The 22,355-nt window shown below is 69.7% G+C and carries 22 protein-coding genes; 14 read left to right on the top strand and 8 right to left on the bottom strand.

Going from position 1 to position 22,355, the window contains the following annotated elements; translation table 11 throughout:
• Nucleotides 1–71: 71 nt before the first annotated feature.
• Nucleotides 72–500, bottom strand: coding sequence for a DUF6325 family protein (locus MWM45_RS17215; protein ID WP_247827510.1), 429 nt, complete (start codon nucleotides 498–500; stop codon nucleotides 72–74).
• A gap of 270 nt (nucleotides 501–770) precedes the next feature.
• Here MWM45_RS17215 and MWM45_RS17210 point away from each other — a divergent pair, with 270 nt between their 5' ends.
• From MWM45_RS17210 to MWM45_RS17200, 3 genes are all read left to right on the top strand, one after another.
• Nucleotides 771–3,395 carry a LuxR C-terminal-related transcriptional regulator gene (locus MWM45_RS17210; RefSeq protein ID WP_247827509.1) on the top strand — a complete coding sequence of 875 codons (2,625 nt, stop codon included), beginning with the start codon at nucleotides 771–773 and terminating at the stop codon, nucleotides 3,393–3,395.
• Between the two features lie 105 nt (nucleotides 3,396–3,500).
• A complete protein-coding gene (locus tag MWM45_RS17205; RefSeq protein WP_247827508.1) occupies nucleotides 3,501–3,917 on the top strand; it encodes an SHOCT domain-containing protein in 417 nt (138 codons plus the stop codon).
• 25 nt (nucleotides 3,918–3,942) lie between these two features.
• Complete coding sequence (locus tag MWM45_RS17200) at nucleotides 3,943–5,070, top strand: AI-2E family transporter (protein ID WP_247827507.1); 1,128 nt, start codon at nucleotides 3,943–3,945, stop codon at nucleotides 5,068–5,070.
• Nucleotides 5,071–5,087: 17 nt separating this feature from the next.
• Here MWM45_RS17200 and MWM45_RS17195 read toward each other — a convergent pair whose 3' ends face one another.
• The gene (locus MWM45_RS17195) at nucleotides 5,088–6,119 is read right to left on the bottom strand and encodes a sigma-70 family RNA polymerase sigma factor (protein ID WP_247827506.1); all 1,032 of its coding nucleotides are present in this window, start codon (nucleotides 6,117–6,119) and stop codon (nucleotides 5,088–5,090) included.
• Between the two features lie 125 nt (nucleotides 6,120–6,244).
• Here MWM45_RS17195 and MWM45_RS17190 point away from each other — a divergent pair, with 125 nt between their 5' ends.
• Genes MWM45_RS17190 through MWM45_RS17175 form a run of 4 tightly spaced genes read left to right on the top strand, consistent with a single transcriptional unit; the run spans nucleotide 6,245 to nucleotide 8,416 of the window.
• Nucleotides 6,245–6,796 carry a dihydrofolate reductase family protein gene (locus MWM45_RS17190; RefSeq protein ID WP_247827505.1) on the top strand — a complete coding sequence of 184 codons (552 nt, stop codon included), beginning with the start codon at nucleotides 6,245–6,247 and terminating at the stop codon, nucleotides 6,794–6,796.
• Nucleotides 6,797–6,808: 12 nt separating this feature from the next.
• Nucleotides 6,809–7,111 carry a DUF4287 domain-containing protein gene (locus MWM45_RS17185; protein ID WP_247827504.1) on the top strand — a complete coding sequence of 101 codons (303 nt, stop codon included), beginning with the start codon at nucleotides 6,809–6,811 and terminating at the stop codon, nucleotides 7,109–7,111.
• Nucleotides 7,112–7,141: 30 nt separating this feature from the next.
• Entirely contained in the window at nucleotides 7,142–8,020 is an 879-nt protein-coding gene (locus MWM45_RS17180; RefSeq protein ID WP_247827503.1) for a DUF4031 domain-containing protein, read from the top strand.
• A gap of 51 nt (nucleotides 8,021–8,071) precedes the next feature.
• Nucleotides 8,072–8,416 (top strand): iron chaperone, encoded by a 345-nt coding sequence (locus tag MWM45_RS17175; protein WP_247827502.1) that lies wholly within the window; start codon nucleotides 8,072–8,074, stop codon nucleotides 8,414–8,416.
• 429 nt (nucleotides 8,417–8,845) lie between these two features.
• Here MWM45_RS17175 and MWM45_RS17170 read toward each other — a convergent pair whose 3' ends face one another.
• On the bottom strand, nucleotides 8,846–9,772 hold the full coding sequence (locus MWM45_RS17170; RefSeq protein ID WP_247827501.1) for a putative protein N(5)-glutamine methyltransferase: 927 nt from the start codon (nucleotides 9,770–9,772) through the stop codon (nucleotides 8,846–8,848).
• Between the two features lie 194 nt (nucleotides 9,773–9,966).
• On the opposite strand from MWM45_RS17170, the gene MWM45_RS17165 reads away from it, so the two are divergent.
• Nucleotides 9,967–10,701, top strand: a complete 735-nt coding sequence (locus tag MWM45_RS17165) for an ANTAR domain-containing protein (RefSeq protein WP_247827500.1) — start codon at nucleotides 9,967–9,969, stop codon at nucleotides 10,699–10,701.
• Nucleotides 10,702–10,733: 32 nt separating this feature from the next.
• Nucleotides 10,734–11,507, top strand: coding sequence for a GAF domain-containing protein (locus MWM45_RS17160; protein ID WP_247827499.1), 774 nt, complete (start codon nucleotides 10,734–10,736; stop codon nucleotides 11,505–11,507).
• A gap of 23 nt (nucleotides 11,508–11,530) precedes the next feature.
• On the opposite strand, the gene MWM45_RS17155 is transcribed toward MWM45_RS17160, so the two are convergent.
• Together MWM45_RS17155 and MWM45_RS17150 are read right to left on the bottom strand one after the other, a co-directional pair.
• The gene (locus MWM45_RS17155) at nucleotides 11,531–12,619 is read right to left on the bottom strand and encodes a S1C family serine protease (protein WP_247827498.1); all 1,089 of its coding nucleotides are present in this window, start codon (nucleotides 12,617–12,619) and stop codon (nucleotides 11,531–11,533) included.
• Between the two features lie 133 nt (nucleotides 12,620–12,752).
• Nucleotides 12,753–13,109 (bottom strand): hypothetical protein, encoded by a 357-nt coding sequence (locus tag MWM45_RS17150; RefSeq protein WP_247827497.1) that lies wholly within the window; start codon nucleotides 13,107–13,109, stop codon nucleotides 12,753–12,755.
• Nucleotides 13,110–13,189: 80 nt separating this feature from the next.
• Here MWM45_RS17150 and MWM45_RS17145 point away from each other — a divergent pair, with 80 nt between their 5' ends.
• The gene (locus MWM45_RS17145) at nucleotides 13,190–14,551 is read left to right on the top strand and encodes an MATE family efflux transporter (RefSeq protein WP_247827496.1); all 1,362 of its coding nucleotides are present in this window, start codon (nucleotides 13,190–13,192) and stop codon (nucleotides 14,549–14,551) included.
• 41 nt (nucleotides 14,552–14,592) lie between these two features.
• Here the strand turns inward: MWM45_RS17145 and MWM45_RS17140 are convergent, their stop codons facing one another.
• Together MWM45_RS17140 and MWM45_RS17135 are read right to left on the bottom strand one after the other, a co-directional pair.
• The gene (locus MWM45_RS17140) at nucleotides 14,593–14,775 is read right to left on the bottom strand and encodes a DivIVA domain-containing protein (protein ID WP_269076563.1); all 183 of its coding nucleotides are present in this window, start codon (nucleotides 14,773–14,775) and stop codon (nucleotides 14,593–14,595) included.
• 143 nt (nucleotides 14,776–14,918) lie between these two features.
• Nucleotides 14,919–15,524, bottom strand: a complete 606-nt coding sequence (locus MWM45_RS17135) for a hypothetical protein (RefSeq protein WP_247827495.1) — start codon at nucleotides 15,522–15,524, stop codon at nucleotides 14,919–14,921.
• 554 nt (nucleotides 15,525–16,078) lie between these two features.
• On the opposite strand from MWM45_RS17135, the gene MWM45_RS17130 reads away from it, so the two are divergent.
• Nucleotides 16,079–16,948 (top strand): GAF domain-containing protein, encoded by an 870-nt coding sequence (locus MWM45_RS17130; RefSeq protein WP_247827494.1) that lies wholly within the window; start codon nucleotides 16,079–16,081, stop codon nucleotides 16,946–16,948.
• 157 nt (nucleotides 16,949–17,105) lie between these two features.
• Here MWM45_RS17130 and MWM45_RS17125 read toward each other — a convergent pair whose 3' ends face one another.
• Entirely contained in the window at nucleotides 17,106–18,059 is a 954-nt protein-coding gene (locus MWM45_RS17125) for a manganese catalase family protein (protein WP_043442481.1), read from the bottom strand.
• Nucleotides 18,060–18,284: 225 nt separating this feature from the next.
• On the opposite strand from MWM45_RS17125, the gene MWM45_RS17120 reads away from it, so the two are divergent.
• Genes MWM45_RS17120 through MWM45_RS17110 form a run of 3 tightly spaced genes read left to right on the top strand, consistent with a single transcriptional unit; the run spans nucleotide 18,285 to nucleotide 22,208 of the window.
• Nucleotides 18,285–20,669, top strand: a complete 2,385-nt coding sequence (locus tag MWM45_RS17120) for a beta-galactosidase (protein WP_336296681.1) — start codon at nucleotides 18,285–18,287, stop codon at nucleotides 20,667–20,669.
• A gap of 59 nt (nucleotides 20,670–20,728) precedes the next feature.
• Nucleotides 20,729–21,970 (top strand): MFS transporter, encoded by a 1,242-nt coding sequence (locus tag MWM45_RS17115; RefSeq protein ID WP_247827492.1) that lies wholly within the window; start codon nucleotides 20,729–20,731, stop codon nucleotides 21,968–21,970.
• A 19-nt stretch (nucleotides 21,971–21,989) separates the two neighbouring features.
• A complete protein-coding gene (locus MWM45_RS17110; RefSeq protein WP_247827491.1) occupies nucleotides 21,990–22,208 on the top strand; it encodes a helix-hairpin-helix domain-containing protein in 219 nt (72 codons plus the stop codon).
• Nucleotides 22,209–22,355: the final 147 nt, after the last annotated feature.

Below are 22,355 nucleotides of genomic sequence, written 5' to 3'. Positions count from 1 at the left end.
TCTGCATTCGGGTGCGAATGAGGAATCGGAATTACGACTCCGGGGCGTCGGTGTGTTATTCGCCGGGCGGATCAGGTGGCCGCGGCGCCGTCGGCCTTGAAGGCGCGGACCACCGCGTCGTGCGGCACGCGCTCGTGGAGCCGGGTGATGCCACCCTCGTCCTGGATTCGTTCGGCCAGTCGACGCGCCCACCGGTGCTCGAGGACGAGCAGAAGGCCTACCTCGCCGTTCGCGACGGAGGCGGAGGCAAGGGTGACGTCACGGTCGCTGAGCAGGGTCAGCGGCGACGGATGGGCCAGGAGGTTCTGGAGCGGAGCCGGCAGGCCGGCGTCGGCGTCGGCGAAGGACACGGTGCCGTCGGTCGCGCGGGCGATCATCACGATGTCGATCAGTGCTATGGCGCCGCTGTCCAGGGCCTCATGAAGGGCGTCCACCATCCGGGAATCGCCGTCCAGGGTCGGTGCGGACAGGACCAGGACGTCCACGGGGCCAACCCTCATGACTCCCCTCCCCGCCCGGCCGTTCCCTGCTCGTCGCCGCAACGGGTCCTGCGCTCGTCGCGGCTACAGACGCTGCAATGGTCCGTCGGGGCGGGCGGAAGATCGTCACCCGCGCGGGGTGACTGGCCGGCAGACGGGGGACTTTGGACTCAGGCCGGAATCATCTTCCGGGTGAACCCTTGGAAGTGGGCGCCATCAGGTCGACGATGCCTCACCCTCCTGGACGGGTGAGTACGCGGCACGGAATAGGACGCCGGACAGGTGGCAGGCATGAACAGCATCATCAGGGCGAAAACGACTGTGCCCGGGACCGGTGCGCACGAGCTGGACCGACCGCGGCTGATGGCGCGCCTCGACGCATTCAGGGAGGCCGGGTGCCGCGCCGTCACCCTGGGCGCAGCTGCGGGCTCGGGCAAGACGACACTCGCCGCCCAGTGGGCACGGAAGCGGGCGGCGTCCGGGGACCACGTCGCCTGGGTCTCCCTCGATCCCTCCGACAACGTCCCGGGGCGCTTCTGGCGCCTCGTGACCGAAGCGCTGGAGCCCTCCGACGGGGTGGCACCTGGCCGTGGGACCCCGCCCCCACCGGCGGCACCGGCCGCGCGCATCGGATGGCTCGACGCCCTTCTCGATCATGCGGGCGGGGGGACCGTGGATTCCGTGCTGGTCCTCGACAACTGCGAGCACCTGCGCGACACCGGGCTGCTCCTCGAGGTCGACTACGCGGTCCAGCGTGCGCCCCGGGGGTTCACCGTGGTCTTCTGCGGCCGGCAGCTGCCGGAGCTGCCCTCGTTCTATCGGCTGGACCTCGACGGCGCCCTGGGGCGGGTGGGGCAGGAGGAGCTGATGCTGCGGCGACGGGAGATTGCTCGACTGTCCTCTCCCGTGTGCCCCGACGTGGAGCTGCTCCTCGAAGCAACCGAGGGGTGGCCCGCCGCCGTCGTGCTCGCGCACGCGATGGGGGATCCCGATGCTCCGACCGCCGCCGTCACCGACGGAACGGCCTACCTCGACCGGCTGTGCGGGCAGCTCTTCCCCTCCTTCCCCGAGGACGTCCGGGCCGCGCTCGCCGTCATGGCGTTGATCGAACCCTTCACGGTGGAGGACCTGTGCGCAGCCCTCGCCAGCACGGACGCGCCGCGGGTGTTCGACGCCGCCGCCCGGGTCTCGGGCCTCGTCCTCCCGGTGGACGCCCCGGGGTCCTTCCGGCTGCACCGCCTGCTGTCACGGTGGCTCCGGGGCGGGGGATCGGGGGCCGCCGCGATCGACCGTCCCCTCGTGCACGCCCGGATGGCGCGCCGTCGCCTCCGTCAGGCGCGGCACGCGGAGGCGCTCGCCCACGCCGGCAGGGCCGACGACACCGGGCTGCTGCGTGACGTCGCCGCGGTCTCCGGCCTCCACCTGCTGTGGAGCAACGACCTCGCCGCACTGGACCCGATCCTGCGCGACCTCGCATCCGTGGGATCGGCGGAGCTCGGGCTGCTCGACAGCCTCCTCTCCCTCGCCAAGGGCGACCCTGGTGGCGCCCGCCTCAGGCTCGAGCACGTCGAACACGCAGAAGACGAGGGCGTCCTCACGGAGCCGTTCAATGCGCTGCGGACGGGGCTCGAGGCGCACCTCATCCTCGCCAGGGGGCGCCCGGAGGAAGCCCTCGAGCATCTCCGGGGAGTGTCCGTCGAGGCTCTGCCACCCGACGTCGGGCTTTTCGTGTCGAACATCGTCTCCGCGGCGCTGATCGCAGCCGCGCACCTGGACGAGGCCGTCGACGCCGCGAGGGCCTGCGTCGCGGCCGCCGACGAGCGGGGCGACAACCCGGGCGCACGCATCGATGCCCACATCACCCGTGCGGTGCTCGCCGCGGCGATGGAGGATTTCGAGCCCGCGGCACGGGATGCGTGGACCGCCATCCTGGAAGGGGAGCTGCAGCGGCTTCGCTACAGCCCGCGCCTCCGGCCGGCCCACCTCGTCCTGGCGTGGAGCGCGTACCACCAGCTCGACGACGACGACGCGCGGTTCCACAACGCATTCGTGGTCCGGGCGGCGTCGACCCCGCCGATGGCGGCGCACTCCGCGGTGAAGCTCCGGCTCATGCTGTCCTTCGCCTCCTCCACCAAACCGGTCGAGGTGGCCCAGGCGCTGCTGGACAGGATCCGCTTCGACCTCGCGCACGGCGCGCAGCCTCAGGATCTCGCCGTGTGCTCGTTGCAGGCGGCCGAGATGATGCTGTCCCTCCGCCGGGTGGACGACCTGACGATGCTCAAGGTCGACCTGCGCAGATACCAGGGCATCAGCGGCGAACTGCAGGTCATCTCGGTCTGGGAGCACCTGCTGGCCGGACAACTGAACCGCGCACGGCAACTGCTGACCCCGGTGACCTCCGAGTACGTGAAGTGCCAGAGCAGGATCGGGATGACGACGGCCCTCGCGATGCTCGCGCGCCTCGAGCTGCTCGAGAACCGGCCGTTCAAGGCCAGGGAAGCCCTGGATCGCGCCCTCACCCTGGCCGCCGAGCGGGGATCGGCGCGGGGGATCAGATTCGCGGGTGAGACCGTGCGGAGCGCGCTCGAGCGGGACCGGCACCACTACCCGCGCTTCGCCAGGGAGGTGGACCTGCTCGTGAACCAGCGGCGCCGGCCGGTCCAGGAGATCGCCGGCCCTCCGCTCACCCCACGGGAGATCGAACTCGTGGCACTCCTGCCGACCTTCGCGACCGTGGACGAGCTGGCGCTGGATCTGCAGATCTCCACGAACACGGTCAAGACGCACCTGCGCGGCATCTATCGGAAGCTGGGGGTCGGGACACGGCGGGAGGCCATCGCCGCGGCCGACAAGCTCGGGCTCCTCGCGCCCACCCCCGCGCCGCTGCGCGTCCTGCGGAGTGTGTCGGCGCGGTAGTCCACCGGCCTCACCCGTGCGGGGTGAGCTCTGCGGGAGATCCCCCATGGCGGGTGAGGCCCTGCCTACCATGCTGGGACATCGGGGCCGAGGACAGGACGTGCCGTGGACATCAACCTCTGGGAAGTCGTGTGGGTGGTGTTCACCGCCGCCCTGTTCGCCGCCTATCTGGCCTTCCTCTTCGTCGTCCTCGTCGACATCTTCAGGAACGAGTCCCTCTCCGGCTGGTCGCGAGCCCTCTGGGTGGTCCTGCTGGTGCTCCTCCCCCTCCTGGCCTCCCTCGCCTACCTGTTCGCCCACGGCCAGACGATGGCACTCCGCAACATCCGGGGATCCCGGGCCGATCCCGGCACCGCGGCAGCCCCCACACCCGACCCGACGGCGCAGGTCGCCTCCGCGAACGAACTCCTGCGCCAGGGCGCCATCACCCAGGAGGAATTCGAGCGACTCAAGCGGCACTCGCTCCAGCAGGCATCCGGGACGCTCCCCACCGGTGCCGCGCCACGCACGCCGACCGGCTGATCACCCCGCAGGAGGAGGAGGCGCTGTGGAGTCCGACGGCGCCCTGCGTCACGGCTCGGCCGGCACGGCCGCGGCACAGCGGGTGGAATCGGCCCCGCCGGAACCCGTGCGGGTACGGATCCCGACCCTGTTCGGCATGGGGCTCCGGGTGACGGGCGGGGTCCTGACGGCAGTCCTCCTGGCCGCCGTGCTGTTCTCCCTGCGCTCGGTCGTCATGTCCGTCTGCGCCGCCCTGTTCCTCGCGCTCGGCCTCAACCCGCTGGTGCGCAGACTCCGCCGCGCCGGGATGCGCCGTGGCGGCGCAGTCGCCGTGATCGGGGTGGCCGTCGCCTTCCTCGCTGCAGGCCTGGTCTCCCTCGTCGTCCCGTTCGTCGTCACGCAGGTGGCGGCCTTCGTCCAGGTGCTACCGGCGGCGATCCGCGGCGTGACCGAGGACGAGTGGTTCCAGCGGATCGACGAACTGACGGGCGGAGCCCTGATGGACGGGATGGAGTCCGTGGGGCAGGCGCTCGTGAGCCCCGAGGCCCTGACCAACATCGCCAACGGCGTGGTCGGGGCCGGCGTGGGAGCCGTGAACGTCGTCTCGTCCGTGATCTTCATCGCCATCCTCACCCTCTACTTCCTGGCAGGGCTGCCGCGCATCAAGCACGGCTTCTACGCCCTCCTCCCGGCATCCCGGCGCAGGACCTCGGTGTACCTCACCGAGAGGATCGCCGACTCCGTCGGGAAGTACCTGAGCGGGATGGTGGTCCTGGCACTCCTCAACGCGACGTACAGCTTCATCCTCCTCACCCTCACCGGGGTGCCGTTCGCCGCGCTCATCTCGATCGCGGCGTTCTTCGTCACCCTGATCCCCCTCATCGGAACCATCCTCACGACCATCGTCATGACCCTTGCGGCACTGCTCTACTCGCTGCCCGCGGCCATCGTCGTCCTGGTCGCCATGCTCGTCTACATGCAGGTCGAGGCCTATATCCTGACGCCGCGTGTGATGAGCAAGGCCGTCCAGGTGCCCGGCGCGTGGGTGCTGATCGCGGCGACGGCCGGCGGGACGCTGCTGGGCCTGCCGGGAGCCCTCGTCGCCATCCCGACCGCCGCGGCATGCCTGCTGCTCGTCGACAACCTCGTCGTCCCGCTCCGCCGGATCCAGTAGGCCGCGAGCCTCCTGCGTCACTCGGTGCCGGGCTGGTCCTTCGCGGCCGGCCGCTCGTCGATGACCGCCGGCAGGCCGAAGGCCTCGAACATCTCCGGGTAGAGGAAGTTGTGGTGGCCGACGATGCGCCCGCCGTCGGTCTCGATGACCTGGATGGCCCAGGGCTTCCACAGGTCGGGCTCCACGACGTGGTAGTTGGCGAACCCGCCGGCACCGTTGACGTCGATGGGGATGAGGCGACCGCCCTCGCAGACGCTGCCCTTGCCGACGAACCAGGCGCGGACGTCCGCCGGTCCGGAGAGCCACAGGTCGAACGGCGGCATGGAGAGGACCACGTCGTCCCGCAGCAGTGAGACGAGCAGGTCCATGTCGTAGGCCTCGAAGGCCCTCAGGTAGCGCGCGAGCAGGAGTTTGTGGGCCGGGTTCTCCAGCGGCATGTGCGGGGCGGGCGCATGGTCCGCCAGCGTCCTGCGCGCACGCTGCAGGGCGCTGTTGACGGACGCGGGAGTGACCTCGAGCAGCGCGGCGACCTCGGCCGCCGACCACCGCAGCACCTCGCACAGGATCAGGGCGCTGCGCTGGAGGGGTGGAAGGTGCTGCAGGGCGGCCACGAAGGCCAGGCGCACGGTGTCGCGGAGTTCGGCGACGACGGCGGGGTCACCCGAGGTGTCGATCACCCGCTCGTCGGGGATCGGCTGCACGAATACACCCTCGGTGAGCGGAGCACCCAGGACGGCGTCGGCGGTGCGCGTGGACGGCCCGAGGTCCATGGGGCGGGCACGGCGCTGCGGGCTGCGGAGCATGTCGACGCAGACGTTGTGGGCGATCCGGAAGAGCCAGGTGCGCAGGGCGGACCGGCCGGCGAAGGAATCCTTCCTGGACCAGGCCTTGAGCATCGTCTCCTGGACCGCGTCCTCGGCCTCCGATGCCGCCCCGAGCATGCGGTAGCAGTACCCGGTCAGCTCGCGGCGTGACGCTTCCAGGAGCTGTTCGAACGAGGCCGTTGCGGGTGCTGCGTCCTGCACCGGAGACGAGGCGGGCGGCTGCATGCCCCGAGCCTAGCCATGGTGATCCACGAGCGGGAGGGCACGGCCCGGATTTCTTCCCGGGACCGATGAGTCCAGGCCCGCCGCACCGTCTATCGTGTGGACCCACCACGAATCAGGAGCTCTTCATGCGCAGACTCACAGCAGGCCTCTTCTCCTCCGTCGACGGCGTCGTCGAATCCCCCCACCTGTGGCAGTTCGACAGCTTCGACTCGGAACTCGGCGCGGGCATGGACGCGATGATCGGCAAGGTGGACACCGTACTGCTCGGCCGGCAGGGGTACCAGGAGTGGGCCGACTACTGGCCACGGGCAGAGGCGACCGACCCGTTCGGCAGTTTCATCAACCCGGTGCAGAAGTTCGTGGCGTCGCGCACCCTCAGCGGCGAGCTCGGTTGGACGAACGCCTCCCTCATGACCGCGCCCCTGGAGGAGTTCGTGGCCGGACTGAAGGAGACCGACGGCGGGGACATCGCCGTCTGCGCCAGTATCTCCCTGGTCCGGCAGCTCCTGTTCGCCGGGCTGCTGGACTCGCTGATGCTGATGACCCACCCGGTGGTCGCCGGCGCCGGCCGCCGCCTGTTCGAACCAGCGGATCCCGTCACCCGACTGGAGCTGCAGGACGTGGCGGCCACCAGCAAGGGCAACGTCCTGGCCTCGTACGGACTCCGCGCCCTTTAGAAAGGACCACCCATGTCATTCCAGGCATATCTGGACGCCATCGAGGCGAAGACCGGACTGACGCCGAGGCAACTCGTCGATCAGGCGAAAGAGCGCGGTCTCGACGCGCCCGATACGAAGGCCGGGCAGATCGTCTCCTGGCTCAAGGAGGACTACGACCTCGGCCGCGGGCACGCCATGGCGCTGGTCCACGTCCTGAAGAAGGGGCCGACCGTCAGCGACAGGCACGTGGCGACCGGTGGATCCCACAGCGACCCATCCACCGAGCTGTGGCTGGACGGCAAGGCGACGAAACCGGAGGCGGCGTCTCCCTGACCGCGCCCGGACACACCTAGACTGCTGGTCATGGCCGTCCTGATCGATCCACCCACCTGGCCCGCGCACGGAACCGTGTTCTCCCACCTGGTCTCGACGTCGTCGCTCGAGGAGCTCCATGCGTTCGCGGCGACTGCGGGCCTCCCGCGCCGGGCCTTCGACGAGGACCACTACGACGTCCCGGAACGGCGGTACCGCGACCTCGTGGCCCAGGGTGCGCAGGAGGTCGCCGGGGCGGACCTGGTGCGCGCCCTGATCGCCAGCGGCCTCAGGGTCCCGGCCCGACGGCGGGCCCCGAAGCTGCGCGCCGCGCTGACGACCCGCTGGGAGGCACTGATGCCGGAGGTCCCGGCGCTCGGCGGGGAACTGCTCGACCGCTGGGCGGAAGGGCACCGCGAGTACCACACACCCGCCCACCTGCTGGCGGTCCTCGAGGCGCTGGACCTCCTGCTGGAGCCGGCCGATGAACCCCTGCGTGCCGCCGTGCTCCTGGCGGCCTGGTTCCACGACGCCGTGTACGAGGGGAGTGCCGGCGAGGACGAGCGCGCGTCCGCATCCCTTGCCGCGCAGCGCCTTCAGGGCATCATGCCCGACGCCGTCGTCCGGGACGTCGAACGCCTCGTCCTCCTGACGGCGACGCACGACCCGGCGCCGGAGGACCGCGCGGGCCACCTCCTGTGCGATGCGGACCTCGCGGTGCTCGCCGGCGCTCCGGAGGCCTATGCGCGCTATGTCGCGGCGATCCGCGCCGAGTACGGGCATATTCCGCAGCAGGCATTCACCGACGGGCGGCGTGCCGTCCTGAAGCGACTCCTGACACTCGAACCCCTCTATCGCACCGCGACGGCGCAGGCGGACTGGACGGGGCGGGCGCACATGAACCTGGCGCGGGAGCTCGAGTCGCTGTGACCCCGGTCCATGGACCCTGCCCGGGCGCCGGCGATGCCCTACGATCGCCGCATGGGATCCGTGGATGACGCACTCGCCGCGCTGGAGGGACCTGACCAGGAGTGCCTGCGCGCCGTGGTCGCGACGGCACGGGTTGCCCGGCCGGACGCCGTCGACGGTGTGAGCTACGGTCTGCCGGCCCTCGTCCTCGCCGGGAAGCCCCTGCTTGCCGTGGCCGCCACCGCCCGGCATCTCTCGCTGTATCCGTTCTCCTCGACGGTGATCGGTGCCGTGGCGCCGCGGCTCGACGGCTATTCCCGCTCGAAGGGGACCATCCACTTCACGGCCGACCATCCGCTGTCGGAGGACCTGGTCCGGGAGATCGTCCGCCTGCGGAGCCGTGAGATCGAGGGCTGATAACAGGGCTGCGATCCGTGGCGCAACCCCGCCCCGACGGGACGAAACTGCTGTCCCGGTTTCCCGGGTGATGCCACGATGGACGGATCGAGGATGGCCGGCGTCCCACGTCGATCGGCTTCCTGCCCCCGTCCGGGCCACCCGAAGGAATCTGTCCATGCAAGGTCTGCACACCCATACCGCGATGAGACACGCGGATCTGCCCCTGCTTCTCGTCTGGGACCACCTCCAGAATCTGGGCTGCCCCACCGGCCACCTCGAGGTCGACGCCTACCTCCACGGGCTGATGGCCCTGCCGCTCGACGACCGCAACGCCGTGGCCCAGGCCGTGAACGAACTGCTCGACGACCGGGAGGTCACGGGCCACCGAGCCTGCTGCCGCGCACCCTACAGCGCCGTCGACGACACGGCGGCGCGCGGCGCCTTCACCTACCCCTCGTGCAAGGTCTCCGGCCGCAGCCGGTGGGGGCGCCCGATCACCACGCCGGGCCGCCCCGCCGCGTCCGCCGGGCGTCGGCCCCAGGGACTGTCGCCGCTGCCGCCCCTGCGCCGGGACCGCTGACGGCCCACCACGACGATCGCGCCGATCTCCTCGAGGCGGCGGGGCCAGGGTTGGAAGCCCTCGTCCTCGAGGAGCCGGAGGCACCCCCGTTCCTGCTCCTCGGCCACCTCGAACAGGAGATGGCCGCCGGGCGCCATCCACCCCCGTGCGTCGCGGGCCACCCGTCGCTGGAGGTCCAACCCGTCCGTCCCGCCGTCGAGACTTGCCCGCGGCTCATGCATCCTCGCCTCGCGGGGGAGCGACGGCAGGCGATGGGTGGGAACGTAGGGCGTGTTGCACAGGATCGTGTCGATCCCGCCCCTGAGTGCCGAGGGCAGCGGATCGAAGAGGTCCCCCTCGTAGCATGCGGCCTGCCGGCCGGCCAGATTGCGCCGCGCGAGCTCGACGGCGGCGCCCGAGATGTCGGAGGCATGAAGCTGGAGGTCTTCCACGGCGGCGGCGAGTGCCGCACCGAGCGCGCCACTTCCACAGCAGAGATCCAACACGGTGGCGCCGATCGGCGTCAGTTCTGCCGCGCAGTGCACGAGCAGGGCGGACCGCTGCCGGGGGATGAAGACGCCGGGTTCCACGTCCAGCCTCAGTCCGCAGAAGTCGACCCAGCCCAGGGTGTGTTCGAGGGGATGGCCTGCCACGCGCCTCTCGATCATGACTGCCAGAGCCTCCTCGGATGCCCCGCTGTCCGCCAGCAGTCGCGCCTCGTCCTCGGCGAACACGCATCCTGCTGCCCGGAGGCGCGCCGCGAGCTCCCTCTCGTCAGGACGGGACGGGGTGGGGTGGCCGTTCGGCTGGTGCATGGGACGACCCTTCGGGGGAGGTGATCCGAGCACTACGAGGATAATCGTGATGGGGGTCCTTGTCGCTGCCGCACCACCCGGAGTGGCTTTCTGTGGGTACTATGCTCTTGGTCGTTTAGCAGCAGGCGGCCCCTCACCTCCCCCATGCCCGCGTGACGCGCAACCGGCAGGCGGTTGATGCAAAGGTTAGCCTGTTGATCGATTACCAGAGAGACAACGGTCCGGGAGTGCCGGGCCTGCTGCAGGACATGGTCCTCCACAGCGACGACGTCGAGGAGTTCCTGACGAAACTCGTCACCGTGGCCGGGCGCAGCCTCTCGGCCGACGACGAGGTCCTGTGCGGTGTCACGCTGCTGCGGGCGCGGACCAAGACCACGGTCGCGAGCAACGGTCCGCACGCCCAGAAGCTGGACGAGGTCCAGTACGAGTACGACGACGGTCCGTGCCTGCGTGCCGCGCGCGAGGGCGCCGTCCAGTACGTCCGCGACTTCCACGCCGAGGAACGCTTCCCGGAATACAGCCGGGCGATCGCCGGTCACGGGGTCAGGTCCGCGCTGGGGGTCCCCATCCCGCTCGAGGGCGACGCGACGGCGGCCCTCAATTTCTACTCACCCCTGGTCGATGCCTTCAGCGAGGAAGCCATCGCGGCTGCTCGCCGTTTCGCGGAGGAGGTCTCGGCGTCGCTCCGTCTGGCGGTGCGCATCGCGGAACTGACCGAGTCCAGCGCCGACATGCGCGCCGCGATGCAGAGCCGGACCACGATCGACCTCGCCGTCGGCGTGATCATGGGGCAGAACCGGTGCTCCCAGGATGCCGCGATGTCCATCCTCAAGGCCGCGTCCAGTGCCAGGAACATCAAGCTGCGCGACGTCGCCGCGTCCGTCCTGGAGTCCCTGGGTCAGGGGCCGGTGACGTTGCACTTCCAGTAGGCGGTACGGCCGACGGTACGGGGAGGAAGAGCGTGGACGAGCGGGAACCCATCATCGATGCGGTGCGTCGATCCGGCATGTCCGATGCCCAGACGTGGATCCAGTACTTCGCGTCGGGCGGGTCGCTGTCGGAGCTCGAGGTGGCGGCCTACCTCGAGGGGGAGACCGACATCGCTCCGCACGAACGGGACCTTCTCGCCGAGGTGGCGCGGGAGGCCCCGGGCCTCGGTCCGCGCCGGGCCGTCCAGCAGGACGACGGCGCGATCCCGGACTTCATCCGGCTCCTCGGCGCACCAGGTTCCGCCTTCCTCGACGCGGAGGCGGCGGAACGCGGGCGCCTCGAGTCGCTGGAACAGCTGCACCTCCTCGACACGCCTGCCGAGGAGCGGTTCGATGCCATCGTCCGCCGGGTGGCGGAGCGATTCGGCTGCGAGATCGCGACGCTGGCCCTGATCGCCAGGCACCGCCAGTTCATCAAGTCCTCGGTGGGCGAGGCGCACCAGGACCTCGACCGGACGCAGGTGTTCTGCAATGCGACCATCCGCTCATCCGGGGCGCTCGTCGTGCCCGACACCCTGGAGGACCCGCGGTTCCGGAGCCACCCCTTCGTGGCCGGGGCACCGCACATCCGCTTCTATGCCGGCCATCCGCTGCGGGGTCCCGGAGGCTGGCTGATCGGGACGATCTGCGTCATGTCCCTCTCGCCCCGCCCCTTCACCCCCGCGGACCACCAGGACCTCGAGGATCTCGCGCAGGAGATGCAGCACGAGGTCTATCCGGGCTGGAAGGCCTGGCGCCTCTACTGACCCGGGCGCAGCGGACGCGCCACTCAGCGGTCCGCCGGACGATCCGCGAGCGTCACGTCCACCGTCCGCGTCGTCGCGTCCCGTCGGAGCTGCACGGGGACCGTGTCACCCGGATCGTGCTGGCGCAGTGCTGCCAAGAGGTCCTCCGGTGCGGAGATCTCCTCGTCCCCGATCCTGGTGATGATGTCGCCCGGGCGGATGCCGGCGTCGTCGGCCGGCCCGCCGGGCGGGACGGACAGGACCACCACTCCCGTGGTGTCCTCGAGGTTCAGCTGTTCGGCGATCCGGGGCGTGAGCGGGCCGGGAGCCAGGCCCATGAACGCGTGGTCCGCCGTGCCGTCCGCCCGGAGTTCCTCCGCCACCTCCGTGGCGATGGAGGCGGGGATCGCGAACCCGAGGGCGACGGCGCCCTGTGACGGCGGGATATAGGCCTCGCTGATGCCCATGATCTCGCCCTGCCCGTTCACGACGGCGCCGCCGGAGTTGCCGGGGCTGATGGCCGCGTCCGTCTGGATGAGGTCCACCAGCGACTGGCTCGTGGCCGCCGAGCCGGGGATCTCCCGGTGCAGTCCCGAGACGATGCCCGCCGTCGCGGTGTTCTCGAAACCGAGCGGGGAACCGATGACGACGGCGAGCTCGCCGATGCGCGGCAGGTCGGCCTGGAACGTTGCGGCCGGGAGGTCGCTCCGGTCCGCCTGTACGAGGGCGAGGTCGGACACGGTGTCCGCGGCCTCGACCGTCCCGGACACCCGCTGACCGTCGGCGAAGGCCACCTCGACGTCCTCGTTGCCGCGGATCACGTGCTCATTGGTGAGGATGAGCCCGTCCTCCGTGTAGATCACCCCGCTGCCGAGTCCCTCCTCGGTGAAGATGGTGACCACCGAGGGCTGCACGGCCTCGACGATGTCGGGGATACCCATGTCCTCCTCGGCCCCCGAGCGGGCTGCACCCGTGCCGGTGTCCGTGCCGGAGGAGGGAGAGCCAGTGCCGCCCTGCATCTGCGACGGCGCTGCGGCGTCGTCCCCGTTCGTGTCCGTGCAGCCGGTCACGCCCAGCAGGAGGGCGCACATCAGGGCGATGAGGGGCGTACGCATCCCGGCGGTCCGAGTCATGAGTGGGTCCTCCCGCAGTGTGCGACCTCCCGGCAGGCTCCCGCCCGGTCGCCGTGTGCAACGCTATGAAGCGCTGCAGCCCGTGACAAGGGCCGAAAGGGCCCGGCCGCGGCGCAGCAGCAGGGTGCCCGCGTCAGAAGCGCCCGTCGGTGTCCTGGTCACGCCGGCGGAGCGGGTTCTCACGCCAGTCCTGGCGGTCGGAGGGATCCGGGCCGTAGCCGGGGCGCAGCAGCGGCTCGTCGGGGTCGTCCTCGGGGTGCGGTGTGCGGGGTGCGCCCGTGCGGTGGGTGAGCCAGTACCCCCAGCCGATGCAGGCCGCGGCGGTGAGGATGATCAGCAACCCGATGGCCAGGAGGAGCGGCGCCTCCGCCGGCGCCGGGGTGCCCGTCGACTCGGCCCGGGCGAAGTCCGAGACCGCCTGCGGGACGAAGAGGGTACTGACGAACAGCAGGGCGAGGCCTGCCAGATACTGCTTGACGCCGAGTTTCATGACTTCCCTGGGTGTCCTTGCGGTCGGTTCGGGGCTCATCCCAGCTTAGGCCCTGGCGCCGGCACCCCTACGCTGGACTGGTGCGTCGATCCCTGCCCAGCAACCGCCGGCTCAGCCGCAGTATCCTCCGGCTCGCCGTCCCGGCCCTGGGCGCCCTGATCGCGGAGCCGCTCTTCCTGCTCGCCGACTCGGCGATCGTGGGACACCTCGGCGTGGAGGAGCTCGCCGGCGTAGGGCTCGCCTCCACGGTGCTGCAGACCGCCGTCGGGCTCATGGTCTTCCTCGCCTACTCCACCACGCCCGCCGTCGCCCGCCTGCTCGGTGCCGGACGCCTCCCCGAGGCGCTCGCGGCTGGGCGCGACGGCGTGGGCCTCGCCGTGGTGCTCGGGGTCCTCCTGTCCGTCCTGGGGTGGGCCACCGCTCCGCAGCTGGCGTCGCTCATGGGCGCCGACGGGGCGGTCCACTCCTTCGCCGTCGACTACCTCCGCTGGTCGATGCCGGGCTTGACCGCCATGCTGGTGGTGCTCGCGGCGACCGGTGTGCTGCGCGGGCTGCAGGACACGCGCACGCCGCTGATCGTCGCGGGTGCCGGGTTCGGCGTCAACATCGTGCTCAACTACCTGCTCGTCTACGGTGCCGGGATGTCCGTGGCCGGGTCCGCGCTCGGGACGAGCCTCGCCCAGTGCGGTATGGCCGCCGTCTACCTCGTGATGATCGTCCGCGCGTCCAGGGGACAGCGGGTGCCCCTGGTGCCGTCCCTGCGCGGCATCCGGCGCACGGCCGGTGTCGGGTCCTGGCTCATGCTGCGTACGCTGTCGCTGCGTGTGGCGATCCTCGCGACCGTGTTCGTCGCGACCGCGCAGGGACCCCTCAGCCTCGCCTCGCACCAGCTCGTCATGACGGTCTTCACGTTCCTCGCCTTCGCCCTCGATGCCCTGGCCATCGCCGCCCAGGCCCTGATCGGCAAGGAACTCGGCTCCGGGAACCGGCCGCTCGCGGCGGCACTCACGCGGCGCATGATCATCTGGGGCGTGGCGTTCGGCGTTGTCACCGGTTGTCTGCTGGCCGCAGTGGCGCCCTTCGTCGGGTGGATCTTCACCCCGGATCCGTCGGTCCAGGCGGCGTTCGCGGCCGGCCTGTGGGTGCTGGCCGCGTTCCAGCCGGTCTGCGGTCTCGTCTTCGTGCTCGACGGCGTCCTGATCGGGGCGGGCGACGCGCGCTACCTGGCGGTCGCCGGCGTCGTGAACCTGGTGGTGTACCTGCCGCTGCTGGGCCTGGTCGGGATGGCGGACCTGACCGGCGGCGAGGGCATCGTCTGGCTGTGGCTGGCGTTCGGCGGCGGCTACATGGTGGCGCGCGCGGCGACCCTGGCGTGGCGTGTCCGGGATGATCGCTGGATGGTGACCGGGGCGACGCGCAGCACGGTGGTGCGGGAGGCGTAGCGGCCCGTCGGGTTCGTCCGGAGCCGCGGCGGACCCGAGGGCTAGCCGTGGTGGTCGGAGGGAGCCGGTTTCCCCTCCTGGAGGGCCGTGATGATGCCGTTCAGTCGCTGGATCTCCACGGCGACCTCGTCGAGGAATTCATCGACGTCGTCCTGTGAATAACCTTCCCTGAACCTGGTCTGCCTGAACCGGGCCTTCATTACGTCTTCACTCGTGAGTGCCATGTCATTCCGATCTCCTGGAAGGGCGTGCGACGAGCCTACTGGCTTCGTCCGTGCGCCTGTCGGCCAGGAGGGCATCCGCAACCGAAGGAGTCGCGAAGACCGGGGGATACACGTTCGGCATCGGCGCGACGCCGCACTTCGAGTCAGGATGCCGGGCCTTCCAGGAGTTGGGTTGCCAGGTCGGCCAGTTCGTCCTGCAGCACGCCGTCGGGTTCAACCGTTCCCATGGACTGCACGGACGCGATCAGATCATTGCTCCGGGCGTTCACGGAGAGCGTGTACTGGAACTGGCCGGCCCCGAGTTGTTGAGTGATCAGGACGGCGTAGGACGCATCCGCGATGGGATCCTGGGGTATTTCCTCGACGGTGGTGAGGGTTGCGCCGGAGACCGTGAAGGACGCGCAGCGCTGCAACTGCGCTCTGGTGCCTTCGAAATCTCCTGCCGGGCCGGTCACGCGGGAGCCGTCGAGGAGGCCGGCCGAGAGGACAGAGCCCTGTTCGTCGGCGACGCCGGCCCCGATGACACCCTCGCCGGCGAACTGGTTGACGGACCCGGCGTTCCGCGCGGCGACGGCGCTGCATTCGGCCGGCTGCACGGACACGCCCTCGAGGACCGCCGACGCCGCTTCGAAACCGTCGCGGGTCACCTCCGGGGACACGATCTGCAGACCATTTCCCCGCAGGTCCCTCAAAGCGGCCACGTCGGCTTCGGCCGCCGATGTCTTCCCGGTCCGGGTCCCACCGGACATGGCGGATTCTCCTTCCGAGGAAAGGCTCGGGCCGCCGGGACCGGGATCCTCAGGGTCGTCCGTAGTATTCGTACAACCCACCAGGAATGTCGGAATCAGGACGATGCACAGCACGGCCCGTGGCGCTCTCATGACGGAATCCCCCTTTTATCCGCGGAGCACTCCACGGTGGAATCCGATCGTAGGTCAGCCCCGTACTCCCGCCGCGTCGGTCACCCTCGTCGACGGGTCGCCCGTCGACGAGGGTGACCGATCCATGCACGGGGGAGATGCACGAGGTCGAGGGTGACGAGCAGCGTCGAGGTATCCGGTTCAGCGGGGAGGATCAGGATGATGCCCGCACCGGGCGTGGGACGTCCCTCACGGTCGAGCTGTTCCTTCAGGACGTGATGCCAGGCGGGATTCTTCGGTAGCCCTACCTCAGCATGTTTGTCCATCCCGGATCGGAGAATGAGCGTGAGCCGTGTGCATTGGTTGCACGAGGTAACGTGATTGATGGACCGGCATCTGTCGGCCGACTCGGGCATTACATGGGGTTCTCGGAAAGCGGCGACATGATCAGCCAGGACGTGCAGCAGTGGATGGCTGTTCAGGCGCTTCGAAGCACGGATTTCGATGCGTCGTCCGTGGGGGCCACCTATGCGGGTCTTGGTGGCATGTGTGATGTCCGCGAAGTCGTCTCCTACCTCGAGGGCAGCGGGACCTTGCCTGCCGCGGATCGGGATCTGGTTGCGCACGCGCTGAACGCGATGATCGACGACCGAGGGCTCCCGGTGGACGGTGCCCATTACAGCACCGACGAGGTCGCCGACGTGTCCGGTTTCGGGGACAACCTCCGTGTACTGGTCCTGGACCCCGATGGGCACAGATTCGACCGGCCCGCGGCGACGGCGCCGTACGGGGTCGCCGGTGACGGCCAGGAGATCGACGGCACCGCAGAGGAGGACGAGGACGCCGAGTACCAGCGGTGCCACGCCCTCTACGAGACGGGGTTGCTGGACACGGGAGCGGAGGACCGCTTCGACCGCTATACGAGGCGGGCCCGCGAGCATTTCGGGGTGAGCTCGTCCTCGATCGCGCTGATCACCGAGGACCGGCAGGTCATCAAGTCCGTCGTGGGCCCGATCGGGCAGGATCTCCCCCGGGACACGGCCCTCTGTTCACGCACCATCGAGGCCTCCCGGGTGCTGGTCATCACGGACGCCTGGGCCGATCCCGAATACCGTGATCATCCGCTGGTCGTTGGCGGCCCCCGCATCCGCTTCTATGCCGGCTACCCGATCACGACCGCCGACGGGTGGCGGATCGGGACGCTGTGCATCATCGACGACCGCCCGCGGTCCTTCAGCGACGCCGACGCCCTGGACCTCCAGCGCATGGCGCTGGATCTTCAGATCGAGATCTGGGTGGGCGACCCCGACTAGGAACGGCGACCCCGACGAGGAACAGGGGCGCCCAGGGCTCCGTCGCCCCGGAGTGCCCTGCTGTCCACGCTCCTACCCTGCGCGTCGCTGCGAGACGGGAAGGGCGCCCACCGTGAACTGCCGTGGGCGCCCTTCCCGTGCGTTCCGGGTGGGGACGCTACTTCCCCATCGGTCCGAAGGTGGCGTCGATATCCGCCATCTCCATATCCGCCGTGGCCTGGATCAGCGCGAGCAACTCGGGATCCAGCCCGGGCGCGAACTCCTCCAGTCGCTCGGGTGCGATCTCCGACGGCACGCCCTCGGGGGCCTGCTCACTCGCATCGAGGGTGGTGCCGTCCTTCGACGGCGACAGCCCCTGGTAGATCTTGCCGGCCTCCGACTGGCCCTTGAGATCGAAGGTGTACTGCTTGCTCTGCAGGCCGAGGTCGAGGAGCTTCTTGACCTCGGGGAACTGCTCGGCGTTGGTCTTCGGAATGGGCAGGAGCGACTTCCAGTTCACCCCGAGGGTCTCGAGGGCCTTGGCGTATCCGTTCTCGTGGGCCTGGTCGCGGACGATCAGGTAGGAGATGGTGGACCGCGCAGTCTTGTTGTCCGTCATCTCGTACATGCGGCACTTCTGCAGGCGGCCGGTGGCCTCGAGCATCAGGTTGTAGAGCAGGTCCAGGGGGAGGTTGCCGGAGTTGTAGACATAGCTGCCGCTCCACGGGTTACCGGCGGAGTCCACCGGCATGGCTCCCTGTGCGCCCACGAGGTAGTGGTGGATGTTGCCCTCGGACAGCGCGAGGTTGAGGGGGATCGAGCCGCCGGCGCCGGGGGTGTCCAGCGGGTCGTCGATCTTGCCCTGATAGCGGGGTGAGCCGTCGAGGAGCCGGGCGATGGTGGTGCCGATCAGCTCCACATGGCTGATCTCCTCGGTGCCGATGCCCTGGATCAGGTCCCGGTAGGGCTTGGCCGCCGCGCCGCGGAAGTTCATGCTCTGGAACAGGTACTGCATCATGGTGCGCATCTCGCCGAACTGTCCGCCGAGGCCCTCCTGCAGGGCATTCGCCGCAGCCGGATCCGGCTCGTCGGGAATGATCTCGTTGATGAGTTGCTGGACGTGGAAAAACATGGGACCTCCTCAAGGGGCGGCAATAGGCCGCCGCCTCTCACACTTCTCCAGAAAGGCCATTCCTTCAACATTGCTCGTCGTCCGGGGGCAGGGGTTGCCAAGAATGGGACACTGCGTCTACGTCGAAGGTCACCATGCGATCGGGCGGGCCGGTCTGCCGCTGCCCGCCCAATTCTTGTACCGTGTCATCCTTGGTATCCGCCATCGGTCCACGGGAGAACAGCAATGCGCCTCGACCCATCGTCAACGCCCGTCGACGAAGAATGCAGTATGACGACATCGGCGGACACGGGCCTGGTGCGAGTGGTGCATGAACCCTGGCGTACCTCGGCCGAGGAGCCCCTGCTGCAAGCGGATGTGCCATCGACCAGTGGAATCTCGATCTCATCACGGTGCATCTCGAGGGACGGTCGACCGTGGATTCCCGTCTCAGGAGAGATCCATTACTCACGCGTGCCCCGCCGACGGTGGCGGGAGACGCTCCTCCTCATGCGATCAGGGGGTATCGATGTTGTTTCCTGCTATGTGATCTGGCTCCACCACCAGCCGGAGCAGGGTGCCGTCGACTTCGACGGCGACCTCGACGTGGCGGCATTCGTCGAGCTCTGCGCCGAGCTCGGTCTCGGGGTGGTTCTGCGCCTCGGCCCGTGGGTGCACGGCGAGGTGCGCAACGGAGGATTTCCCGACTGGGTGCAACATGCTCCCGTCAGGCACCGCACGGATGATCCGGGCTATCTCGACCTCGTCGAGCCGTGGTTCGAGGCACTGGGTGAACAACTGGGCCGGGTGTGCGGCCAGGGCGGGCCCGTCCTCGCGATCCAGCTGGAGAACGAACTGTACGACCAGCCGGACCATCTGGTCACCTTGCGCGACCTCGCGCGTTCCGCAGGACTGCTGGCGCCGTTCTATACGGCGACCGCCTGGGGTGGGGCGGACCTCCCTCCCGGCCAGGTGTTCCCCCTGTACTCCGGGTACGGGGACGGGTTCTGGGTCGACGCCGACGCACCGTGGGACGCCACGTTCAGGCAGCACTACTTCATGTCGACGACGTGGGATGATCCGGGGGTGGGCGCGGACGTGAGGGGCGTGGACGCCACAACCGTCGAGGGACGTGAGCGCGATGCGACGTTCCCTCCCGCCACCTGCGAACTGGGCGGCGGGATGGCCACGACGTATCACCGGCGCATCGTGCCATCCGGAGAGGACATTGCGGCCGTCGCGCACGCAAAGCTGGCCAGTGGCTCGGCCTGGCAGGGCTACTACATGTTCGCCGGAGGGACGAATCCTCGGGGGAGGACGGGCTTCCAGGAGTCGCAGGACACCGGCTACCCCAACGACCTTCCCATGTTCGACTACGACTTCCACGCAGCCATCGGATCTGCAGGGCAGCTGGCGCCGAGTCACGCGGCACTGCGGCGGCAGCACGCCTTCCTGCGGGCCTTCGGACCACGGATCGCCACGATGCCGGCCAGTTTCCCCGACCTGCTCCCCGCCATACCCTTCGACTCCTCGACGCTGCGGTGGACGGTGCGCTCCGATGGATCGGGGGGCGTGCTGTTCATCAACTGGCACCAACCCCACGTCCCCCTACCGACCCGCACCGGGGTCTCCTTCGAGATCGTCCTGCCGGAGCGCACCGTTCACGTCGGTGCGGATCTTGCCGTCCCCCGGGGGACGATCGCCCACTGGCCGTTCGGGATCGAGATCGGCGGGATCCTCCTCGGGTGGGCGACGGCGTCCCTCCTCACCATTGTCGGATCGACACTCGTCCTGGTGGCCGAGAGGGACATCGACGTGTCGTTCGGTCTGCCCGGTGACGTCACCGTTCTCGTGGACGGTCTGGAGGTGGACGGCGCGGCAGCCCGGATCGGCAGCGCGGCCGGTGGACTCCTCCGGCTGAGGAGCGCTCACGGCTCGGCGTCAGTGCTCGTGATCGGTAGCCGGGACGCCCATCGTGTCTGGGTCCTCGAGGACGAGGACGAGGGCCGGGACGGGGGCCGCAGGCTCGTGCTGTGTGACGAGCCACTGTGGACCGAGGGTGGCGCCCTCTCGGTGCGAGCGCCGTCGCCGCCGTCGCCGAGGGTATGGCAGGACGCCTGGATTCCGGTGCCGGTGCAGCCGGAGAATGCCGCGGCAGCGCGCCGTGCCGGCTCGATTCCGGTCGCCGGCTCATGGCGGCGGGCGGCGGCGGATCCACTGCAACGGTACGGCGGTCGTGCGGCGCGACCGGCGGTGCCCGGCGCAGAACAGATCGCCGAGCGGGCAGGGGTCTGGGTCCTCGACGATGTGGGTGCGGCCTCCGAGGGCCTGCGACGCACCCTGCGGATCGACTGGGCCGGGGACGTCGCGGAGCTCCTCGTGGAAGGAGTCTGTGTCGCTGACAGGTTCTGGGACGGCACGCCCTGGCACATCGACCTCGATGCAATCGACGGCGCAAGCGGCGCGGGGTTGGAGCTGCGTGTGCTGCCGCTCCACAAGGACACCGACGTGTGGCTACCCGAACCCGCCCGAGCCCGGCTGCGGGCGGCCGATAGCGCGCTCGTCAGTATCGACGCTGTGACGCTTACCGAATCCACTGTCTGGCGCGCCGCACCACCTCCGGTGCACTGAGGGGAAACGGGCCGGTGGCAGCTCGGATCGCTCCGTCCGGCCACCGGTAGGATCGGCCCATGCATCGGGGGAGGGCAGGTGGTCGCACGCGCCTGGGTTCGGCGCTGGTGGCGGCCGGACTGACGAACGGGCCGGCCGAGTTGCTCGATTTCATCGTCCCGCTGTGGCTCGGCATTGCGCTCGATTCGACTCCGTCCCAGGTGGGCTTCCTCGTGTCCCTCGAGCTGATCGTCTCCGTCATCGCCCGTCCGGTCGCCGGACGGCTGGCGGACTCCCGGGAACGCACGACACTGGCCGGCGTCGGTGCGCTTCTGTACGGCCTGTCGTGCTGCGGGTACGCGTCGGCCGATGCACTCACGGGTTCGCTTCTCACCGCGTATGCCGCGGCTGCCCTCGGTGGCATCGGGGGCGCGCTGCTCTGGGTGTCCCTCCGCGCCATGATCGGCGAGCACCTTGCCGCGGACCCAGGGGTCTTCGCCCGGTTGATGTCGGTGCAGGAGACCGGCGCATGGGTCGCGTTCGTCACAGGCCTGCTGCTCCTCGGACACGTCGACTCGTACGCCACGGTTCTTCTCGTGTGCGCCGCCGCCTGCGCGGTCGGCGCCGTTGTCCTCTTCCTCGGCCCCACGAGCACCTCACGGGAATCCGATCGGCACCGGGGAGGAGGCGATCGGGTATCGGCAGCGCCGCGCAGGACGTGCGGCATCGTGAACGCCCTGCGTCCGATGCTCTTCGCTACCGTCGTGACGGCGCTGGCAGAGACCATGATCGGGATCCTGCTGCTCCTGCATCTTCAGCGCGAACTGGGCCTCGGTGTGATCGAGATCGCCTATGTCTTCCTTCCGGGAGCCATAGCGCTGGGCGTCCTCCCCCCTGTGCTCCACACCGTGGTCCTCAGGATCGGGCGGCGGGCGGCGATGGCGGCCGGCTCGGTCCTCAGCGGTCTCTTCGCCATCTCCCTGGCCCACACCGGAGGTCCGGTGGTCATCGCCGCCCTGTGGATCCTGTGCGGAGTGGCGTGGGCGATGGTGATACCGATCGAGCAGGCGGTCGTCACGGAACGGCACCCCGACCAGGTAGGGGCCGCAATGGGGATCTACACAGCCGCAACCCTGATCGGCGGGGCCGTCGGAGCATCGGTTGCCGGAGTCCTCTACGACGCCACGTCGTGGCAGGGTGCCTGCCTCGTCGCAGGCACCATCATCCTCTCCGGCGCCGTCATCGGCCCGTGGGCCCTCACCCGACTCGGACCGACGGACGTCCCCGCGCGTGCGACGGTGGAGAGCGCGTCCAGCCCGTGAACGATCGGACAATCACGCGATGAGCGCGGGAATTCCCCTGCCGAGGATCGGCGCCCCGGCCATGAGGGCTCTGGCGCAGGTCGGCATACGGACTGTGGAAGATCTGGAGGACGCCGATCTCGGCGAGCTGGCGACTCTCCACGGGATCGGGCCGAAAGCCATACGGCTTCTACGGGCGGCTCGTGAGGAGAAGTGCAGGGACGAGCTGAATTCCGAGCAGGAAGGTACCTCCGGCTGAGGCTCTCACCGTGCAGGGGGTGGCTTTCGGTGTTTCTTCGGTCTTACTTCGAGGTTTGGCCGGCCGTGGGTTTAGGCGCCGACAGCAGAGTTGCTGTCAGAGGAACAAGCACCGGTCTCATCGGTCCGGGTTCCAGGTCTTCCTCCC

It is taken from the genome of Arthrobacter antioxidans, assembly GCF_023100725.1.
GTDB lineage: Bacteria > Actinomycetota > Actinomycetes > Actinomycetales > Micrococcaceae > Arthrobacter_D > Arthrobacter_D antioxidans.
This window is presented reverse-complemented; position numbering and strand designations above follow the sequence as displayed.

Bases quoted from the DNA above. Each gene is read 5' to 3' on its own strand.
- MWM45_RS17215 (WP_247827510.1), bottom strand. From the start codon at position 500: ATGAGGGTTGGCCCCGTGGACGTCCTGGTCCTGTCCGCACCGACCCTG.
- MWM45_RS17210 (WP_247827509.1), top strand. From the start codon at position 771: ATGAACAGCATCATCAGGGCGAAAACGACTGTGCCCGGGACCGGTGCG.
- MWM45_RS17195 (WP_247827506.1), bottom strand. From the start codon at position 6,119: ATGCAGCCGCCCGCCTCGTCTCCGGTGCAGGACGCAGCACCCGCAACG.
- MWM45_RS17190 (WP_247827505.1), top strand. From the start codon at position 6,245: ATGCGCAGACTCACAGCAGGCCTCTTCTCCTCCGTCGACGGCGTCGTC.
- MWM45_RS17185 (WP_247827504.1), top strand. From the start codon at position 6,809: ATGTCATTCCAGGCATATCTGGACGCCATCGAGGCGAAGACCGGACTG.
- MWM45_RS17180 (WP_247827503.1), top strand. From the start codon at position 7,142: ATGGCCGTCCTGATCGATCCACCCACCTGGCCCGCGCACGGAACCGTG.
- MWM45_RS17175 (WP_247827502.1), top strand. From the start codon at position 8,072: ATGGGATCCGTGGATGACGCACTCGCCGCGCTGGAGGGACCTGACCAG.
- MWM45_RS17170 (WP_247827501.1), bottom strand. From the start codon at position 9,772: ATGCACCAGCCGAACGGCCACCCCACCCCGTCCCGTCCTGACGAGAGG.
- MWM45_RS17155 (WP_247827498.1), bottom strand. From the start codon at position 12,619: ATGACTCGGACCGCCGGGATGCGTACGCCCCTCATCGCCCTGATGTGC.
- MWM45_RS17150 (WP_247827497.1), bottom strand. From the start codon at position 13,109: ATGAAACTCGGCGTCAAGCAGTATCTGGCAGGCCTCGCCCTGCTGTTC.
- MWM45_RS17140 (WP_269076563.1), bottom strand. From the start codon at position 14,775: ATGGCACTCACGAGTGAAGACGTAATGAAGGCCCGGTTCAGGCAGACC.
- MWM45_RS17135 (WP_247827495.1), bottom strand. From the start codon at position 15,524: ATGTCCGGTGGGACCCGGACCGGGAAGACATCGGCGGCCGAAGCCGAC.
- MWM45_RS17130 (WP_247827494.1), top strand. From the start codon at position 16,079: ATGATCAGCCAGGACGTGCAGCAGTGGATGGCTGTTCAGGCGCTTCGA.
- MWM45_RS17125 (WP_043442481.1), bottom strand. From the start codon at position 18,059: ATGTTTTTCCACGTCCAGCAACTCATCAACGAGATCATTCCCGACGAG.
- MWM45_RS17120 (WP_336296681.1), top strand. From the start codon at position 18,285: ATGCGCCTCGACCCATCGTCAACGCCCGTCGACGAAGAATGCAGTATG.
- MWM45_RS17115 (WP_247827492.1), top strand. From the start codon at position 20,729: ATGCATCGGGGGAGGGCAGGTGGTCGCACGCGCCTGGGTTCGGCGCTG.
- MWM45_RS17110 (WP_247827491.1), top strand. From the start codon at position 21,990: ATGAGCGCGGGAATTCCCCTGCCGAGGATCGGCGCCCCGGCCATGAGG.